This is a genomic window from Acidovorax sp. Root70, from assembly GCF_001428225.1.
Lineage (GTDB): Bacteria > Pseudomonadota > Gammaproteobacteria > Burkholderiales > Burkholderiaceae_C > Acidovorax.
In genome coordinates, this window is sequence record NZ_LMHQ01000023.1 from 165,019 (window position 1) to 182,080 (window position 17,062).

13 protein-coding genes and 1 pseudogene are annotated in these 17,062 nt (G+C 64.7%); 9 read left to right on the plus strand and 5 right to left on the minus strand.

Annotated elements, in window-relative coordinates:
- The 4 genes and pseudogenes from recQ (at window position 1) to ASD94_RS12405 (ending at window position 4,437) form a co-directional block, all read left to right on the plus strand.
- Complete coding sequence (recQ, locus tag ASD94_RS12385; RefSeq protein ID WP_056643631.1) at window positions 1–1,860, plus strand: DNA helicase RecQ; 1,860 nt, start codon at window positions 1–3, stop codon at window positions 1,858–1,860.
- A 300-nt stretch (window positions 1,861–2,160) separates the two neighbouring features.
- Window positions 2,161–2,604, plus strand: a complete 444-nt coding sequence (locus tag ASD94_RS12390; protein WP_056643351.1) for a DoxX family protein — start codon at window positions 2,161–2,163, stop codon at window positions 2,602–2,604.
- 170 nt (window positions 2,605–2,774) lie between these two features.
- Window positions 2,775–3,466, plus strand: a pseudogene (locus tag ASD94_RS23280) (HRDC domain-containing protein); the annotation flags it as partial.
- A 119-nt stretch (window positions 3,467–3,585) separates the two neighbouring features.
- The gene (locus tag ASD94_RS12405) at window positions 3,586–4,437 is read left to right on the plus strand and encodes a hypothetical protein (protein WP_056643359.1); all 852 of its coding nucleotides are present in this window, start codon (window positions 3,586–3,588) and stop codon (window positions 4,435–4,437) included.
- A 154-nt stretch (window positions 4,438–4,591) separates the two neighbouring features.
- On the opposite strand, the gene ASD94_RS12410 is transcribed toward ASD94_RS12405, so the two are convergent.
- The 5 genes from ASD94_RS12410 to ASD94_RS12430 form a co-directional block, all read right to left on the minus strand.
- The gene (locus ASD94_RS12410; protein ID WP_056643361.1) at window positions 4,592–5,299 is read right to left on the minus strand and encodes an anaerobic ribonucleoside-triphosphate reductase activating protein; all 708 of its coding nucleotides are present in this window, start codon (window positions 5,297–5,299) and stop codon (window positions 4,592–4,594) included.
- Complete coding sequence (nrdD, locus tag ASD94_RS12415; protein WP_056643362.1) at window positions 5,274–5,477, minus strand: anaerobic ribonucleoside-triphosphate reductase; 204 nt, start codon at window positions 5,475–5,477, stop codon at window positions 5,274–5,276. The genes ASD94_RS12410 and nrdD overlap by 26 nt, the downstream gene beginning before the upstream one ends.
- A 92-nt stretch (window positions 5,478–5,569) precedes the next feature.
- Window positions 5,570–7,588 carry a ribonucleoside triphosphate reductase gene (locus tag ASD94_RS12420; RefSeq protein WP_056643364.1) on the minus strand — a complete coding sequence of 673 codons (2,019 nt, stop codon included), beginning with the start codon at window positions 7,586–7,588 and terminating at the stop codon, window positions 5,570–5,572.
- Window positions 7,589–7,880: 292 nt separating this feature from the next.
- Window positions 7,881–8,309, minus strand: coding sequence for a hemerythrin domain-containing protein (locus tag ASD94_RS12425; RefSeq protein WP_056643366.1), 429 nt, complete (start codon window positions 8,307–8,309; stop codon window positions 7,881–7,883).
- Window positions 8,310–8,379: 70 nt separating this feature from the next.
- Window positions 8,380–10,665, minus strand: a complete 2,286-nt coding sequence (locus ASD94_RS12430; RefSeq protein WP_056643369.1) for a nitric-oxide reductase large subunit — start codon at window positions 10,663–10,665, stop codon at window positions 8,380–8,382.
- 259 nt (window positions 10,666–10,924) lie between these two features.
- Here ASD94_RS12430 and norR point away from each other — a divergent pair, with 259 nt between their 5' ends.
- The 5 genes from norR (at window position 10,925) to ASD94_RS12450 (ending at window position 17,052) form a co-directional block, all read left to right on the plus strand.
- Window positions 10,925–12,490: a nitric oxide reductase transcriptional regulator NorR gene (norR, locus tag ASD94_RS12435; protein WP_056643371.1), complete on the plus strand. Its 1,566-nt coding sequence runs from the start codon at window positions 10,925–10,927 to the stop codon at window positions 12,488–12,490.
- 121 nt (window positions 12,491–12,611) lie between these two features.
- Window positions 12,612–13,811, plus strand: coding sequence for a threonine ammonia-lyase (locus ASD94_RS12440; protein ID WP_056643374.1), 1,200 nt, complete (start codon window positions 12,612–12,614; stop codon window positions 13,809–13,811).
- A gap of 118 nt (window positions 13,812–13,929) precedes the next feature.
- The gene (locus ASD94_RS23865; RefSeq protein WP_200954229.1) at window positions 13,930–14,076 is read left to right on the plus strand and encodes a hypothetical protein; all 147 of its coding nucleotides are present in this window, start codon (window positions 13,930–13,932) and stop codon (window positions 14,074–14,076) included.
- 92 nt (window positions 14,077–14,168) lie between these two features.
- A complete protein-coding gene (gene queC / locus ASD94_RS12445) occupies window positions 14,169–14,879 on the plus strand; it encodes a 7-cyano-7-deazaguanine synthase QueC (protein ID WP_056643380.1) in 711 nt (236 codons plus the stop codon).
- 301 nt (window positions 14,880–15,180) lie between these two features.
- The gene (locus ASD94_RS12450) at window positions 15,181–17,052 is read left to right on the plus strand and encodes a phosphoenolpyruvate carboxykinase (GTP) (RefSeq protein WP_056643383.1); all 1,872 of its coding nucleotides are present in this window, start codon (window positions 15,181–15,183) and stop codon (window positions 17,050–17,052) included.
- Window positions 17,053–17,062 lie beyond the last annotated feature (10 nt).

Genomic DNA, 17,062 nt, shown 5'->3' on the forward strand with positions numbered 1-17,062 from the left:
CTGTCCCCTGCCCATTCCGTTTTGCAGGACGTTTTTGGCTACGAACAGTTTCGCGGCCCCCAGCAGGCCATCGTCGAGCATGTAATCGCAGGCAGCGACGCGCTGGTGCTCATGCCCACGGGTGGCGGCAAGTCGCTGTGCTACCAGGTGCCGGCCATCGTGCGCCAGCAGCAGGGGCGCGGGGTGACCATCGTGATCTCGCCGCTGATCGCGTTGATGCACGACCAGGTGGGCGCGCTGCACGAGGCGGGGGTTTCCGCCGCGTTTCTCAACTCCACCCTGAGTTTTGACGAGGCGCAGGATGTGGAGTTGCGTTTGCAGACGGGCGACATCACCCTGCTGTACGCCGCGCCCGAGCGGCTGAACACACCGCGCTTCCTGGGGCTGCTGGACAGCCTGTACCAGGGTGGGCACCTCTCGCTGTTTGCCATCGACGAGGCGCATTGCGTGAGCCAGTGGGGCCACGACTTTCGCCCCGAGTACCGCGCACTCACCGTGCTGCACGAGCGTTATGCGGGTGTGCCACGCATCGCGCTCACAGCCACAGCCGATGCACTTACGCGCGCCGACATCATCGAGCGGCTGCAGCTCGAAGACGCACGGCTTTTCATCAGCAGCTTTGACCGGCCCAACATCCGCTACACCATCGTCGAAAAGAAGGACGCGACCACGCAGCTGCTGCGCTTCATCGAACGCGAGCACGCGGGCGAGGCCGGCGTGGTGTATTGCCAGTCGCGCAAGCGCGTGGAAGAGCTGGCCGCTACGCTGAGCGACGCGGGCATCACTGCCCTGCCCTACCACGCGGGGCTGGACACCAAGGTGCGCCAGAAGAACCAGGACCGCTTTCTGCGCGAAGAGGGCATCGTGATGGTGGCCACCATCGCCTTCGGTATGGGCATCGACAAGCCCGATGTGCGCTTTGTGGCCCATGTGGACATGCCCAAGAACATCGAAGGCTACTATCAGGAGACCGGCCGCGCGGGCCGCGACGGGCTGAACGCCGACGCCTGGATGGCCTACGGCCTGAACGACGTGGTCAACCAGCGCCGCATGATCGACGAGAGCCCGGCGGGCGAGGAGTTCAAGCAGGCGCTGCGCGGCAAGCTCGACGCCCTGCTGGCGCTGGCCGAGGCCACCGACTGCCGCCGCGTACGGCTGCTGGCCTACTTTGGCGAGCAGTCCACGCCCTGCGGCAATTGCGACAACTGCCTGAATCCGCCCGCGGTGTGGGATGCCACCGATGCAGCGCGCAAGCTCCTGTCCACCATTTACCGCGTGAACCAGGCCAGCGGCATCAGTTTTGGCACGGGGCACATCATGGACATCCTGCGCGGCAAGAAGACCGAGAAGGTCGCGCAGTTCGGGCACGAGAAGATCTCCACCTTCGGCATTGGCGCCGATTTATCGGAGCCCCAGCTGCGCGGCGTGCTGCGCCAGCTGATCGCCACCGGCGCCCTGGGCCTGCAGAAGGTGATGCTGGACAGCGGCCACAGCTTCGACACGCTGTGCCTCACCGAGGGCTCACGCGCGGTGCTCAAGGGCGAGGTGCCGGTGCAGTTGCGCGAATCGGTATCGTCCGCACCGGCCAAGCGTACCCGCAAGGGCAGCGCCCCCCCAGCGGCCGCCGCCAACCTGGGCCCCGACGCGCAAGTGCGCTTCATCAACCTGAAGGCCTGGCGCGCCGAGGTGGCGCGCGAGCACAACCTGCCGGCGTATGTGATTTTTCATGACGCCACCCTGACTGCCATTGCAGAGCGCAACCCCGGGTCGCTGGACGACCTGCAGGGCATCAGCGGGATGGGGGCGAAGAAGCTGGAGGCGTATGGGACGGAGGTGCTGAGGGTTTGCACAGGCACCTAGAAGGCCGTGGGGCAAGAGGAGCATCGGCCAAACGTAAACGCACGCAGGACAGCGTGCATGCCTCGCCGTGAAGGTCAACAAAACACCAGCGCAACAGGCACCCACCGTGGTTGATATGCATCAAGCATTGAACACAATATCAACACCAATGGCGCACCAGTGTGTTCTGCACCGCCTGATTTATCAACAAATCTGCTACCAATACACTGACTTCACCTTCTGGATGAACGGGGTTGCCAGGCAAGGCCCAAAAGGTCTCGCCGCCTCGCACGTGGAAGGAGTACCGTTGTCGAGGTCATCATGTCATTGCTCCCACTCACTGCTTCCTCGATCGCCTCCCGCGAGGCGAACGATCCCCTGATGCGCGTCCTGCGCATGCTCGTGGGCTTTTTCTACTTGCCCCATGTGCTGTCCAAGATCATCGGCTTTGCAGGCACCGTGGTGTTCTTCGGCAAGGCCGGGTTCCAGCCGCCGGAGGTGTTTGTGGTGTTGTCCGGCTGCATGGAACTGGCGGTAGGGGTGGCGCTGCTGCTGGGCGTGTTCACCAAGTACGCGGCACTGATGTCCGCCGGCCTGATGGTGGTGGCGGCAGGCGCGATCATGATCGTCAACGGTGTGGGCTGGTACTGGAACAAGTCCGGGGTGGAATACCTGGTGTTCTGGGCCGTGGCCTCTCTGGTGGTTTTCGCCGACGCATGGCGCAAGGAACCGGGCCTGCTCGGCTGGGTGCCTGGCCGCAGCTGAAGCCAGCGCTTGCCCCCGCGCGACCGGGACGGCTTACGACACGACGTAGCTGCCCTGGTCGCTTTTTTATGGGGGCGCCGCCGTGGGATCGGCCGCAAGGTTGCAGGGCTGCGCCTTCCACAGCTTGGCCCCTGCTCTGGCCAGCGTATTGCCCAGCACCTACAGTCCCTCGGTCGGGAACAGCCCGGCATGCCAGATGGTGCGGCACTCGTGCGCCACACCGCTGGCGACCAGAAGACCTCACACGTGCCGACATCATCGAGCGGCTGCAGCTCGAAGACGCGCGGCTGTTCATCTGCAGCTTTTACCGGCCCAACATCCGCTTCCGCATCGAGGAAAAGAAAGACGCCACCACCCAGCTGCTGCGCTTCATCGAGCGCGAACACGCGGACAAGGCCGGCGTGGTGTATTGCCAGTCGCGCAAACGTGTGGAAGAACTGGCCGCCACACTGTGCGATTCAGGCCCGCAGAAGGTGATGCCGGACAGCGACCACAGCTTTGACACCATGTACCTCACCGAAGGCTCGCGCGCCGTACTGCGCGGAGAGGTGCCGGTGCAGTTGCGCGAATCGGTGTCGTCGGCCCCCGCCAAACGCAGCCGCAAAAGCAGCGCGCCACCAGCCGCGCCGCCAACCTGGGGCCCAACGCGCAGATGAGTTTCATCAACCTGAAGGCCTGGCGCGCCGAAGTGGCGCGCGAGCACAACCTGCCGGCGTATGTGGTCTCTCATGACGCCACCCTGGCTGCTATTGCAGAGCGCAACCCCGGGTCGCTAGACGACCTGCAGGGCATCAGCGGGATGGCGGCGAAGAAGCTGGAAGCGTATGGGACGGAGGTGCTGGGGGTTGTGGTGAAGAGCTAGACCCACGCGAATATGACCGGGGGCAAAAGTTATCTTGTTACATACCCCGCATTTCCGATACATTCGCCTCGCTACTTCAGCAATTACTTCACGCTTCAAGACAAGAGAGAGGGACCTCCATGTTTTTCAAGAAATTGGCCGCGACAGCGTTGCTCATGGGCGCTGGCTTAGTGCATGCCTTCTCACCCCAGGCTGGCACGTGGGTTGTCACTTCCGAAGTGGACGGCAAACCCGGGCGTGGCTTTGGTATCGATGTGCAAAACACCACCTTGGTGATGCAGATGTATGCCTACGAAAACAGTGGCCAGTCGACGTTCTATCTGGTTGTCGGAGATGTCGTTGATAACAAGGTGACCGCACCTTTGACCAAATACACCGGTGGTCGCTATTTTGGTAGCGGTGCACGGTCAGGCGCGGCGGCAGGAAGCCCTGGCAACGTGAGCATCCGTTTTACGTCTGGGACTACCGGGTTCATCACTTTCCCCAATGAGGGAGAGGTTGCCATTTCACGCTTCAATTTCGGTTACCCATTCGCGCCCTCCAGCCTCAAAGGCATCTGGAACTTCACTTCCATGGGGTCATTGGGTCTGACGACCGAGGCCGTCAATTTGACTGTGAGCGGCTCATCGACCAGCACCGGAAATGGTGTCGTGGCGTCCTCTGATGGCCTGTTCGGTTGCGAGCACCAAGTGAGCGGTAGCATGGCCGGCACCGTGCTATGCGCGAAGATAAACGCACAGGGCCAACTGCAACGTGGATACTGGTTCGCTTACAGCGTCAATGAGGGCGAGGGTCGAATGTTGAACTCGAGCGCCGCTCTGACCGATCAGTTGGTTTCAATCCGACGTTTGACGACACCTTCGGGTATCGGTACGGGCATAGTGTTCAAGGACTCAGAGCAAACCGCTCCCACCTTGACGGAGCTGGAGCGCCAGCTGAGCCAATTGGCAGCGCAGGGCGCACCGGACTAAGTCCATCATCCATTGCGCCTGTACAGGTGTCTCGATCGGAGGCACCTGCACAGGCCAAGGTAAGTGCAATATCGGTATCGCGCCAGCGTCAGGTCTTGCGAGTTCGTAACGTCACCGGGTAAAAAGCTACGCCGTCCACTGTACGAGCTGATGCTCAAAAAGAGCGAACTGTCAGGGAGACAAAGTCCCGGTTGATCCGGGTGCTTCGCAAAAACGCTAAATCAGCCGATCCCGCCTCCGGGGTACGACATTCCTGCACGGCCCAATGTTTCACACCTTGGCCAGCCAGAAATGCGGCCAATTCCAGCAGTTCATCCTGGCTAAAAAGACCTGCGTGCCAAGTCGTACGGCATTCGTGGGCCACGCCGCTGGCGAGGAGGCGACGCAACGACTCATAGGCCTTCACACCGCTACCCGTTGCGCGTGTGATGGCGTCATAACAATGCAGGGGCCCCTTGATATCCAGCCCCACCCAGTCCAGCAACGGCAGCAAACCGGCCAGTCGCTCAGGGTACATGCCCCCGGTGTGCAGGCCGGTGGCAAAGCCCATGGCGCGCACCTCGGCCAGCGCTGCGGGCAACGCAGCCTGCAAAGTGGGCTCGCCGCCCGAGAACACCACGCCGTCGAGCAGGCCCCGGCGGCTTTCCAGAAAGGCCAGCGCGCGCTCCCACGGCAGCGCGGGCGGCGCGGTGGCGTCCAGCAGCTCGGGGTTGTGGCAATAGCCGCAGCGCCAGGGGCAACCCTGGCAATAGAAAACGGCCGCGAGGCGGCCAGGGAAGTCGATGGTGGTCAGCGGCGTGAAGCCGCCCAGGCGCAGCGCTGGCCCAGGCGCTGCGTCAGCAGGCGCTGATGCTGCAACCACGCGTGTGCTCGGAGAAGAAGCGGCGCTCGGCGTGCTCACCGCGTTTGCCGGTATTGAAGCTGGCCACCGGGCGGTGGTAGCCCATCACGCGGGTCCAGACTTCGCAGGGCTGGCGTTCGTCGTCGGTGAGCTGCACGGCGGACAGGGCGGTGTGTTCTGCGGGCGAAAAATGACTCATGAAATGCTCCTTGGTTGAAAGACTATGGTTTTGATAGCAATAGAGACCTGATCTAAAGGCGCCAGTGTCTCTGCCGCCCTGCTCTACTCCACTCATGCAGCCAGGCGCGCACGCTTGGCCGCCAGGCGCTCTTCGTCGCAGCGGGGGCAGAACGGGTGCTCGCCTGCCAAATAGCCATGCGTGGGACAAATGGAGAACGTAGGCGTGACCGTGATGTACGGCAGGCGAAAGCGGGTGAGCGCACGCTTGACGAGGTCGCGGCAGGCAGCCCCACTGGACAAGCGCTCGCCCATGTACAGGTGCAGCACGGTGCCGCCGGTGTACTTGGACTGCAGCGCCTCCTGGCGCATCAGCGCCTCGAACGGGTCGTCGGTAAAGCCCACGGGCAGCTGCGACGAGTTGGTGTAGTACGGCTGCTCGGCCGTGCCGGCCTGCAGGATGGCGGGCCAGCGCTTCTTGTCTTCCTTGGCAAAACGGTAGGTGGTGCCTTCGGCGGGTGTGGCTTCCAGGTTGTAGAGGTGGCCGGTTTCTTCCTGGAAGGCGGTCATGCGCTCGCGCACATGGTCGAGCAGGCGCACAGCAAACTGGTGGCCCCAGTCGCTGGTGATGTCGTGCTGGTCGTGCGTGAAGTTGCGCACCATCTCGTTGATGCCGTTCACGCCCAGTGTGCTGAAGTGGTTGCGCAGCGTGCCCAGGTAGCGCTTGGTGTAGGGGAACAGGCCCTGGTCCATCAGGCGCTGGATGAGCTTGCGCTTGGTTTCCAGGCTTTGCTTGCCCAGCTCCATGAGGCGGTCGAGCGCGGCGAACAGGCCTGCCTCGTCGCCCGCATGCAGGTAGCCCAGGCGAGCGCAGTTGATCGTCACCACGCCCAGGCTGCCCGTCTGCTCCGCACTGCCGAACAGGCCGTTGCCGCGCTTGAGCAATTCGCGCAAGTCGAGCTGCAAACGGCAGCACATGGACCGCACCATGTTCGGCTCCAGCTCCGAGTTGATGAAGTTCTGGAAGTACGGCAGGCCGTACTTGGCCGTCATGTCAAACAGCAGCTGTGCGTTCTCGCTCTCCCACGGAAAGTCCTTGGTGATGTTGTACGTGGGGATGGGGAAGGTGAACACCCGGCCTTTGGCGTCGCCGGTGGTCATCACGTCGATGTAGGCGCGGTTGATGAGGTCCATCTCGGCCTGCAGGTCGCCATAGGCAAACGGCATCTCCTGGCCTGCGATCACGGGCACCTGCTCGCGCAGGTCGTCGGGACAAGTCCAGTCGAAGGTGAGGTTGGTGAACGGTGTTTGCGTGCCCCAGCGCGAGGGCACGTTCAGGTTGTAGACCAGCTCCTGGATGCACTGGCGCACGGCCGCATAGTCCATGGCATCGATGCGCACGAAGGGCGCCATGTAGGTGTCGAACGACGAAAACGCCTGCGCACCCGCCCACTCGTTTTGCAGCGTGCCCAGAAAGTTCACGATCTGCCCCACAGCCGAGCTCATGTGCTTGGGCGGCCCGGCTTCGACCTTGCCCGGTACGCCATTGAGCCCTTCATTGAGCAAGGTGCGCAGCGACCAGCCTGCGCAGTAGCCGCTGAGCATGTCGAGATCATGGATGTGCATGTCGCCGCTGCGGTGCGCCTCGCCGATCTCGGGCGTGTACACATGCGAGAGCCAATAGTTGGCCGTGACCTTGCCCGCCACATTGAGGATGAGGCCGCCCAGCGAGTAGCCCTGGTTGGCGTTGGCGTTCACACGCCAGTCGGCACGCGTGAGGTATTCGTTGATGGAGCTTTCCACATCCACCAAGGTCTGCTTGTCGACCCGCAGCGTGGCGTGCTGCTCGCGGTAGACGATGTAGGCGCGGGCCGTAGCCAGGTGGTTGGCGGCGATCAGTGTCTGCTCGACCACGTCCTGGATTTGCTCGACCGTGGGCGCCTCGCCATGAAAGCGGTGGATCAGCACCTTGGTGACCTGGGCGGTGAGCAGCGCGGCTTCCTCATCGCCGTATTCCCCCGAGGCCTGCCCAGCGCTGACGAGCGCAGCGCGGATGCGTTCGGCGTCAAAAGGAACGCGCTGACCGCTGCGCAGCACAACATCGCGGGGCAGGGTGACAAGGGTGGACACCATGGGTTCGACCAATCAGTGGAATGGGTTAAAAACACTACCTATGGTGTCTACGATACCCACCAGACACTATAGGTAGTTTGACCCAACACAAACGCAGCGGTAAGCAGGGGTAAAAAAAAGCCGGCACAAAGGCCGGCAAAAGGGAGGTGCCGTCAGGCCCTACCGATGGATGGGGGAGCGTGCGGTGACACGCTGGCGCACGAGCAGTGGGTGGTCGCGGTGCGCGGTGAAAAGGCGGGTTGCTGTGATGGGGCTGCGGGGCTGCTGCGCTGTGGACGGGCCGCGCTTTCGCTCAATGGCAGCCGGCGGTTTCTTCCTCTTCGATGCGGGGATAAAAGTCATGGTCCTCGCGCTGCATGCGCTCGAACACGCGGCGCAACACCACGTTGGCCTCGTTGCGAAAGCCCTGGGCATCGCGCCGCACGTTCTCGGCCGTGTTCCAGCGCCGCGCAAAGGCGTCGTAGGCGCTGGCGATCGAGGCCATTTCGCTCTGGTACTGGCGGCCCAGACGGGCCAGTTCAGGGTTGCCACCGCGCTGCAGCGCGGGGTACAGCACCTGGTCTTCCACGGCCAGGTGCAGCTTGATGGTGCCGCTCATCGCCACGATGCCCTGCGCAATGGCGCTGGCATTGGCTTCCACGCCCGCCTGGGCCAGGGCGCGCAACGTGGCGATGTTGCGCAGGATGTCGGTGTGCTGGTGCTTGAATTTGTCGAGGTTCATGTTCACTCCTTGTGGGATGGATGGAGGGCCAGCGCTGCCGCGGGGGGTGGTGGCGGCAGTGCGGCGCGGATCAGCGGCGGGACTCCGCCAGATAAGCCCCTGCCGATGCAGCCGGGGCACGCGAACCAAACACGCCGCTGACCACCTGCCAGGCCATGGCCAGCGCACCAACGATAAAGACCACGTCGCCGAAGGTGCGCACCCAGCGCAACGTCTGGATGAAAGGCTGCTGCATGAATTCCTCGCCCCGGGCGTACCACAGGCCTTCGCTCACGCTGGCGTGGAACTGGAACAGCGCGATGGGCAGCAGGCTGGTGGCAATCATCAGCACCAGGCCAGCGTTGAGCCACCAGAAGCCCGTCTTCATGAGCCGCTCGCTGAACACCAGCTGCGGCCGGATGTAGCGCAGCACCAGCAGCGTGAAGCCCAGGGCCAGGAAGCCGTACACACCGAACAGCGCGGCATGGGCGTGCACCGGCGTGGTGTTCAGGCCCTGCACGTAGTACAGCGAGATGGGCGGGTTGATCATGAAGCCGAAGACGCCCGCGCCCAACATGTTCCAGAAGGCCACGGCCACGAAGCACATCAGCGGCCAGCGCAAGCGGGCCATCCAGGGCGCGCGGTGCTGCAGGCGCCAGTGTTCCCAGGCCTCGTGGCCCAGTACCACCAACGGCACGACTTCGAGCGCGCTGAAGGCCGCGCCCACCGCCATCACAGGCGTGGTGGTGCCTGCAAAGTACAGGTGGTGGAAGGTGCCAGGTACGCCGCCCAGCATGAACAGCGAGGCCGATGCCAGGCTGGCCGTGGTGGCCATGCGCACCGACACCAGACCCAGGGTCGAGAAGATGAAGGCCAGCGCCGTGGTGGCGAAGACTTCGAAGAAGCCCTCGACCCACAGGTGCACCACCCACCAGCGCCAGTACTCCATCACCGACAGGTGGGTGCGCTCGCCGTAGAAGAAGCCCGCGCCGTAAAACAGACCAATGGCCACCACCGACGCAGTCAGCAGCGCCAGCAGATTCTTGTCGCCGCCGGGTGTGCGCAGCGCCGGCACAATGCCGCGCAGCATCAGCACCAGCCAGAAGGCGATGCCGATGAACTTGCCGATCTGCCACAGGCGGCCCAGATCCACGTATTCATAGCCTTGGTGGCCCAGCCAGAAATTCCACTCGGGCGGCATGATCTGCGCGATGGCCAGGTAGTTGCCCACGAACGAGCCCACGACCACCACGACCAGCGCCCAGAAAAGGATGTCCACGCCCAGCTTCTGATAAGCCGGGTCCTTGCCGCCATTGATGAGGGGCGCGAGGAACAGGCCTGCGGCCAGAAAGCCCGTGGCGATCCAGAACAGCGCGCTCTGAATGTGCCAGGTACGCACCAGCGAATAGGGGAACCACTGCGACACGTTGATGCCATAGAACTGCTGGCCCTCCACCGTGTAGTGCGCGGTGAAACCGCCCAGCAGCACCTGGAAGCTGAACAGCGCGACGATGAGGAACAGGTACTTGCCCAAAGCGCGCTGCGAGGGCGTGAGCGGCACGCGCGCAAGCGGGTCATGCTGGGGTGGCGTGGGCTCCACTTCGTCGTGCTTGCGCAGGAAGGACCAGCCCCAGACGAGGAAGCCCACACCCGCCATCATCACGACCACGCTCATCACCGACCACACCATGTTCTCTGCGGTGGGCTTGTTGCCGATGAGTGGCTCGTGTGGCCAGTTGTTGGTGTAGGTGGCGACGCTGCCGGGGCGCTCTGTGGCGGCAGCCCAGGCCGTCCAGAAGAAGAAGCCCATCATCTGCGCGCGCCGCTCGGCGCTGGGCAGGGTGTTTTCCTTCATCGCGAAATGCTCACGCGACTTGTGCAGTGCGGGTGCGTCGCTGAAGAGCTGGTCGTAGTACAGCGCCGTCATGGCGATCGCGTCGGCCCGTGTCGAAGACACCGTGGCCACGCCCGTATCGGGGTTGAAGGTGTTGGTGCGGTACTCGGTCTTCATGCGGTCGCGCAGCACGGCCTGGGCAGCGGTGTCGATGTCTGCAAAAGGCTTGCCGTGCGCACGCTCTGCCGCAACGTCGAGCCAGTTGGTCAGCTCGCGGTGCAGCCAGTCGGCCGTCCAGTCGGGCGCCTGGTAGGCGCCATGGCCCCAGATGGAGCCCAGCTGCATGCCCCCCACCGACTGCCAGGCGGTCTGGCCGTCGAGAATGCTGTCGTGGGTATAGAGAACCTCGCCCCCCGCCGTGGCGATCTTGGCCGGGATGGGCGGCGCGGTGCGGTAGACCTCCGCGCCGTAGTAGCCCAGCAGGCTGAAGGTGACGATGAGCACGCCGATCAGCGTGAACCAGAGCTTGCGATAGTTACCCATGGCGGGCCTCCTGCTGGAACTGAACAACAACGGGACGGCGCCAGCGCACGCTGGCAGCATGGCGGGCCGCGCAGGGGGCCGCCGGGGGTCGAGGTCTTGTGGTCATGGCTTTTCTGAACGAGTGAGTCGGTGTCGCTACCCACATTGCAAGCGCCAGGCCAGGGCCACAAGCCCATCAAATCAACCACTTACGTCGGTCATGGTTTTTTTGACCATTTGCAATTAGGGTTTAATTCACCCATCGAAGGTAAATATCACCATGAACCATAGCCCGCTGCTGGCCGATCTGGCCACCGACCTCCCCCAGGCCGTGCGCCTGCAGCGGCTGGTTGCCCACCTGCGCAACCGGTTCCACTGCGGGGCCGTGGCGCTGCTGCAACTGGAAGAAGAGCACCTGCGCCCGCTGGCCGTGGACGGCCTGGTGCGCGAGGCGCTGGGCCGGCGCTTTGCGGTCAGCCAGCACCCCCGGCTAGCGGCCATCCTGGCGCGGCGCGAGGTGACTTGTTTTGACCACGACAGCAGCCTGCCCGACCCCTATGACGGCCTGCTCGACACCCTGGTGGGCGAGCCCCTGCCGGTGCACGACTGCATGGGCATGGGCCTGCAGGTGGATGGCCAGCCCTGGGGCGTGCTCACGCTCGACGCCCTGCAGACCGGCACCTTTGGCGAAGCCGCACGCGCCGCGCTGGCCGACTGCAAGATGCTGGTGGAGGCGGCCGTGCGCATCTCGCGGCTGGAGCGCGAAGTGCAGGCGCTGCGCAGCGCCCCCCACACGCGCAGCGCCGACGATGAGCGCGCCACCCGCGCGGGCGATGGCGACATGGAGATCGTCGGCCAGAGCGAGCCCCTGTTGCGCCTGCTGCACGAGCTGGAGGTGGTGGCCGGCTCGGACTTGCCCGTGTTGCTGCTGGGCGAAACCGGTGTGGGCAAGGAGCTGCTCGCGCGCCTGCTGCACCGCCAGTCCACGCGCCGCACCAAGCCGCTGGTGCACGTGAACTGCGCGGCGCTGCCCGAATCGCTGGCCGAGAGCGAACTCTTCGGCCATGTGCGTGGCGCGTTCTCCGGCGCGGTGACCGACCGGCCCGGGCGCTTCGAGGCTGCCGAGGGCGGCACACTGTTTCTCGACGAAGTGGGCGAGCTGCCGCTGGCCGTGCAGGCCAAGCTGCTGCGCACACTGCAAAACGGCGAGATCCAGCGCCTGGGCGCCGACCGCCCGCGCCGCGTGGACGTGCGCGTGATCGCCGCCACCAACCGCAACCTGCGCGAGCAGGTGCGCGACGGCGCGTTTCGCGCCGACCTGTACCACCGGCTGTCGGTGTATCCCGTGCCCATCCCGCCACTGCGTGAACGGGGCAACGACGTGCTGCTACTGGCGGGCCGTTTTCTGGAACTGAACCGCGCTCGCCTGGGCCTGCGCAGCCTGCGCCTGTCGGCCAGTGCGCAGGACGCACTGCGCCGCTACCCCTGGCCCGGCAACATCCGCGAGCTGGAGCACGTGATCAGCCGCGCCGCACTCAAGGCCCTGAGCCGGGGCGTGAACCGCGCCGACATCGTGACGCTGGAGCCCGCGCTGCTGGACCTGGACGCCCAAGCCGCCAGCGCGGCCCATGCGCCGCCGGACGCCAGCGCCCCCGCCATGGCTGCGGAGCTGCCCCCACCTGCCACCGCCGAGGGCCCCTTGCGCGATGCCGTGGATGCCTGCCAGCGGCTCGCCATCACCCAGGCCCTGGCCCGCCACCAGGGCAACTGGGCCCGGGCCGCGCGTGCACTCGAGGTGGACGCCAGCAACCTGCACAAGCTGGCGCGCAGGCTGGGCGTCAAATAGACGCTCAAAATTGATAGCAATAAGCGCATGAATCTCTTGCGCTTACGGCACTTTTCATTCAAATATTTGCCCCACACCCGCCGCAGCGCCCTACCCTTCCACGTTGCGCCACAATTGGCCCATGCTGACCCTCCAAGACATCCGCGACGCCGCCACCCGCCTGCAAGGCCAGGTGCTGGACACCCCCTGTGTGGAATCCAAGACGCTCTCGCAGATCGTGGGCGCGCAGGTATTCCTCAAGTTCGAGAATCTGCAGTTCACCGCGTCGTTCAAGGAGCGGGGCGCCTGCAACCGGCTCACGCTGCTGACCGACGCGGAGCGCGCGCGCGGCGTGGTCGCCATGAGCGCAGGCAACCATGCGCAGGGCGTGGCCTACCACGCGCAGCGCCTGGGCCTGCGCGCGGTGATCGTGATGCCGCGCTTCACGCCCGGTGTGAAGGTGGAGCGCACACGCGGGTTCGGTGCCGAGGTGGTGCTGCACGGCGACACGCTGGAAGAAGCCCGTGCCCACGCCTACGCCCTGGCCGACGCGCAGGGGCTGACCTTTGTGCACCCGTATGACGATGAAGGCGTGGCCGCCGGCCAGGGCACCCTGGGCCTGGAGATGCTGCAGGCCGTGCCCGACCTCGACACGCTGGTGATTGCCGTCGGCGGTGGCGGGCTGATCTCGGGCGTGGCGACGGCCGTCAAGGCGCTCAAGCCCGGCATCGAGATCATTGGTGTGCAGACCACTCGGTTCCCGGCCATGGTGAATGCGGTGAAGGGCACGCACCACCCGCAGGGCACATCGACCATCGCCGAGGGCATTGCCGTGGGCACGCCGGGCAAGATCACGCAGGAGATCGTCAAGCGCCTGGTCGACGACCTGGTGCTGGTGGACGAGGGCGACATCGAGCAGGCCGTGCTGATGCTGCTGGAGATCGAAAAGACCCTGGTCGAAGGCGCGGGCGCCGCCGGGCTGGCCGCGCTGGTGCGCTACCCCGAGCGCTTCAAGGGCAAGCGCGTGGGCCTGGTGCTGTGTGGCGGCAACATCGACCCGCTGTTGCTGGCGGCGATCATCGAGCGCGGCATGGTGCGTTCAGGACGCCTCGCGCGCATCAAGGTCAGCGCACGCGATGTACCCGGCGTGCTCGCGCGCATCACCGCCACCGTGGCCGACGCGGGCGCCAACATCGAGGAGGTGCACCACCAGCGCGCCTTCACCATGCTGGCGGCGCAAAACGTGGAGATCGAACTGGTGCTGCAAACCCGTGGCAAGGCGCATGTGGACGAGGTGCTGGCGCAGTTGCGCACGGCAGGCATGCAGGCCGACCTGATCTGAGACGACGTGGTGGGTCACCAGCGATATTGCTGACAGTTCGGGGCCATCACGGGGTTTTGCGCCCGGCCCAGGTTGTCGCGGCTAGAATTGCGCAAGTTTTAAGCATCTGGAGCCCACCATGTCTGACCACAACACCTCGCACGCCCCCGCAACGCCTTCGAACGACCCCGTGGAAAACGTCGTTCATCTGGTTCCCGTGGTGTTGCCGGTGGTGGGCGGCATCATGATGTTCCTGCTGGCGTTCATCGCCGTGATGATGGCCTGACCGCTTCGGCAAGCATCAACAGCAGCCCCGCAGTGCGGGGCTTTTTTTCGTCCTGCACCTATTCCCCATCCCCCTGACCTGGAGACCCCCCCATGCGACCCGGACACGCCCTCGTCCTTTTTTCCGGCGGCCAGGACTCCACCACCTGCCTGGCCTGGGCCCTGGAAAACTTTGCCCATGTCGAAACCATCGGCTTTGACTACGGCCAGCGCCACCACATCGAACTGCAGGCGCGGCAGACGGTGCTGTCGTCGCTGCGCGCGCAGTTTCCGCAGTGGAGCGCCCGGCTGGGCGACGACCACATGCTCGATCTCTCGGTGCTGGGCCGCATCAGTGACACCGCACTGACCAGCGACACCGAGATCCAGATGACCGCCGCCGGCCTGCCCAACACCTTTGTGCCGGGGCGCAACCTGCTGTTCTTCCAGCTGGCCGCCGCCGTGGGTTACCGGCGTGGCCTGCACACCCTGGTGGGGGGCATGTGCGAGACTGATTTTTCGGGCTACCCCGACTGCCGCGACGACACGCTCAAAGCCATGCAGGTGGCCGTGTCGCTGGGCATGGGCCAGCGGTTCACCATCGACACCCCGCTCATGTGGCTGGACAAGGCCGCTACCTGGGAGCTGGCTCGGACCCTGGGTGGGCGGGCACTGGTCGATCTGATCGTGAACGACTCGCACACCTGCTACCACGGCATTCGCGACACGCTGCACCCCTGGGGCTATGGCTGCGGTACCTGCCCGGCCTGCGCGCTGCGCAAGGCCGGCTTTGAACGCTGGAGCGGTTCAGCCACCGCCGTCTAGTCCCCAAGCCCAAAGGGTGCGAAATACCTTGCATAACCCTATGTTTTTTTTGCATGGTTTTCACCCCTGTCTGACAGACAAACGGGCGGCGGATTCATAAAATCGACATCCCAGCCGACCCGCGGAATCCGTGGAACTAGCCTCCACCCGTGGGGCTGACACACGCTCCCGCCCGCCGACTGAGCACGAAAGCCGTTTTTTCAAAGGCAGCGCTCAGCACCGCAATTGCGCCAGGCCTCGCCGTGACCCGTTCGGTCCGCTTCCTTTGAAAAAACTGTTTTTCAACTTAGGAAGCTCCCCGATGAACGCACCCACGATGCAGGGCCTGAATCTCAACGCCCCCGCTTACGTCAAAAACGCCCGGCTGCTCGCCTGGGTGGCCGACATGGCCGCCCTGTGCAAGCCCGACAGCATCTACTGGTGCGATGGCTCCCAGGAAGAATACGACCGCCTGTGCCAACAGCTGGTCGATGCCGGCACCTTCAAGAAGCTGAACCCCGCCAAGCGCCCCGGCAGCTTTTTGGCCTGGTCTGATCCATCGGACGTGGCCCGCGTGGAAGACCGCACCTACATCTGCTCGGCCGCCAAGGAAGACGCCGGCCCCACCAACAACTGGATGGCCCCCGCTGAAATGCGCGCCACGCTGCAGCCCCTGTTCGATGGCTGCATGAAGGGCCGCACCATGTACGTGGTGCCCTTCAGCATGGGCCCGCTGGGCAGTCACATTGCCCACATCGGCGTGGAGCTGACCGACAGCGCCTACGTGGCCGTGAACCAGAAGCTCATGACCCGCATGGGCAAGGCCGTGTACGACGTCCTGGGCGTGGAAGGCGAGTTCGTGCCCTGCATGCACACCGTGGGCGCGCCCCTGGCTGAAGGCGAGAAGGACACGACGAGCTGGCCTTGTAACCCCAAGGTCAAGTACATCGTTCACTACCCCGAAACGCGCGAGATCTGGTCGTACGGCTCGGGCTACGGCGGCAACGCGCTGCTGGGCAAGAAGTGCCTGGCCCTGCGCATCGCGTCCACCATGGGCCGCGACCAGGGCTGGCTGGCCGAACACATGCTCATCCTGGGCGTGACCAACCCCCAAGGCAAGAAGTACCACGTGGCAGCGGCCTTCCCCAGCGCCTGCGGCAAGACCAACTTCTCGATGCTGGTGCCGCCCGAAGCGGGCTTTGCCGGCTGGAAGGTCACCACCATCGGTGACGACATCGCCTGGATCAAGCCCCATGCCGACGGAAAGATGTACGCCATCAACCCCGAAGCCGGCTACTTCGGTGTGGCCCCTGGCACCAACATGCACACCAACCCCAACTGCATGCGCAGCCTGGACAAGGACGTGATCTTCACCAACGTGGCCCTGACGGACGACGGCGACGTGTGGTGGGAAGGCATGGAAAAGGACACCGGCAAGCTGCCCGACCACCTGATCGACTGGCAAGGCAAGGACTGGACGCCCCAGATCGCCAAGGAAACCGGCGCCAAGGCTGCCCACCCGAACTCGCGCTTCACCGTGGCTGCCACCAACAACCCCGCGCTCGACCCCCAGTGGGACGATGCCAACGGCGTGGCCATCGACGCCTTCATCTTCGGCGGCCGCCGCTCCACCACCGTGCCGCTGGTGACCGAAGCCCGCACCTGGACCGAAGGCGTGTACATGGCAGCGACCATGGGTTCCGAAACCACCGCCGCCGCCTTTGGCGCCCAGGGTGTGGTGCGCCGCGACCCGTTCGCCATGCTGCCCTTCTGCGGCTACAACATGAGCGACTACTTTCAGCACTGGCTCAACATGGAAGGCAAGATTGCCGCCACCGGCAAGACGCTGCCCAAGGTGTTCTGCGTGAACTGGTTCCGCAAGGACGAGGCAGGCAAGTTCGTCTGGCCCGGCTACGGCGACAACATGCGCGTGCTCAAGTGGATGATCGACCGTCTGGAAGGCACCGCCCAGGGCCAGGAAACCATGTTTGGCGTGGCCCCGCAGTACGCCGAGATCAACTGGACCGGTCTGGATTTCAGCGCCCAGAAGTTCGACGCCGTGACCAGCATCGACAAGGCCGCATGGACGGAAGAGTTCAAGCTGCACACGGCCCACTTTGAGCAACTGGCTTATCACCTGCCCAAGGCGTTGCTCGATACCAAGGCGCAACTGGAAAAGCGCTTGGCCGCCTGATACGCCCGTC

Excerpts from the sequence above, each read along its gene's own strand:
- ASD94_RS12420 (WP_056643364.1), bottom strand. The coding sequence starts at position 7,588 with ATGGTGTCCACCCTTGTCACCCTGCCCCGCGATGTTGTGCTGCGCAGC.
- ASD94_RS12440 (WP_056643374.1), top strand. The coding sequence starts at position 12,612 with ATGCTGACCCTCCAAGACATCCGCGACGCCGCCACCCGCCTGCAAGGC.
- ASD94_RS12450 (WP_056643383.1), top strand. The coding sequence starts at position 15,181 with ATGAACGCACCCACGATGCAGGGCCTGAATCTCAACGCCCCCGCTTAC.
- ASD94_RS12430 (WP_056643369.1), bottom strand. The coding sequence starts at position 10,665 with ATGGGTAACTATCGCAAGCTCTGGTTCACGCTGATCGGCGTGCTCATC.
- queC (WP_056643380.1), top strand. The coding sequence starts at position 14,169 with ATGCGACCCGGACACGCCCTCGTCCTTTTTTCCGGCGGCCAGGACTCC.
- ASD94_RS12390 (WP_056643351.1), top strand. The coding sequence starts at position 2,161 with ATGTCATTGCTCCCACTCACTGCTTCCTCGATCGCCTCCCGCGAGGCG.
- ASD94_RS12405 (WP_056643359.1), top strand. The coding sequence starts at position 3,586 with ATGTTTTTCAAGAAATTGGCCGCGACAGCGTTGCTCATGGGCGCTGGC.
- ASD94_RS12425 (WP_056643366.1), bottom strand. The coding sequence starts at position 8,309 with ATGAACCTCGACAAATTCAAGCACCAGCACACCGACATCCTGCGCAAC.
- nrdD (WP_056643362.1), bottom strand. The coding sequence starts at position 5,477 with ATGAGTCATTTTTCGCCCGCAGAACACACCGCCCTGTCCGCCGTGCAG.
- ASD94_RS23865 (WP_200954229.1), top strand. The coding sequence starts at position 13,930 with ATGTCTGACCACAACACCTCGCACGCCCCCGCAACGCCTTCGAACGAC.
- norR (WP_056643371.1), top strand. The coding sequence starts at position 10,925 with ATGAACCATAGCCCGCTGCTGGCCGATCTGGCCACCGACCTCCCCCAG.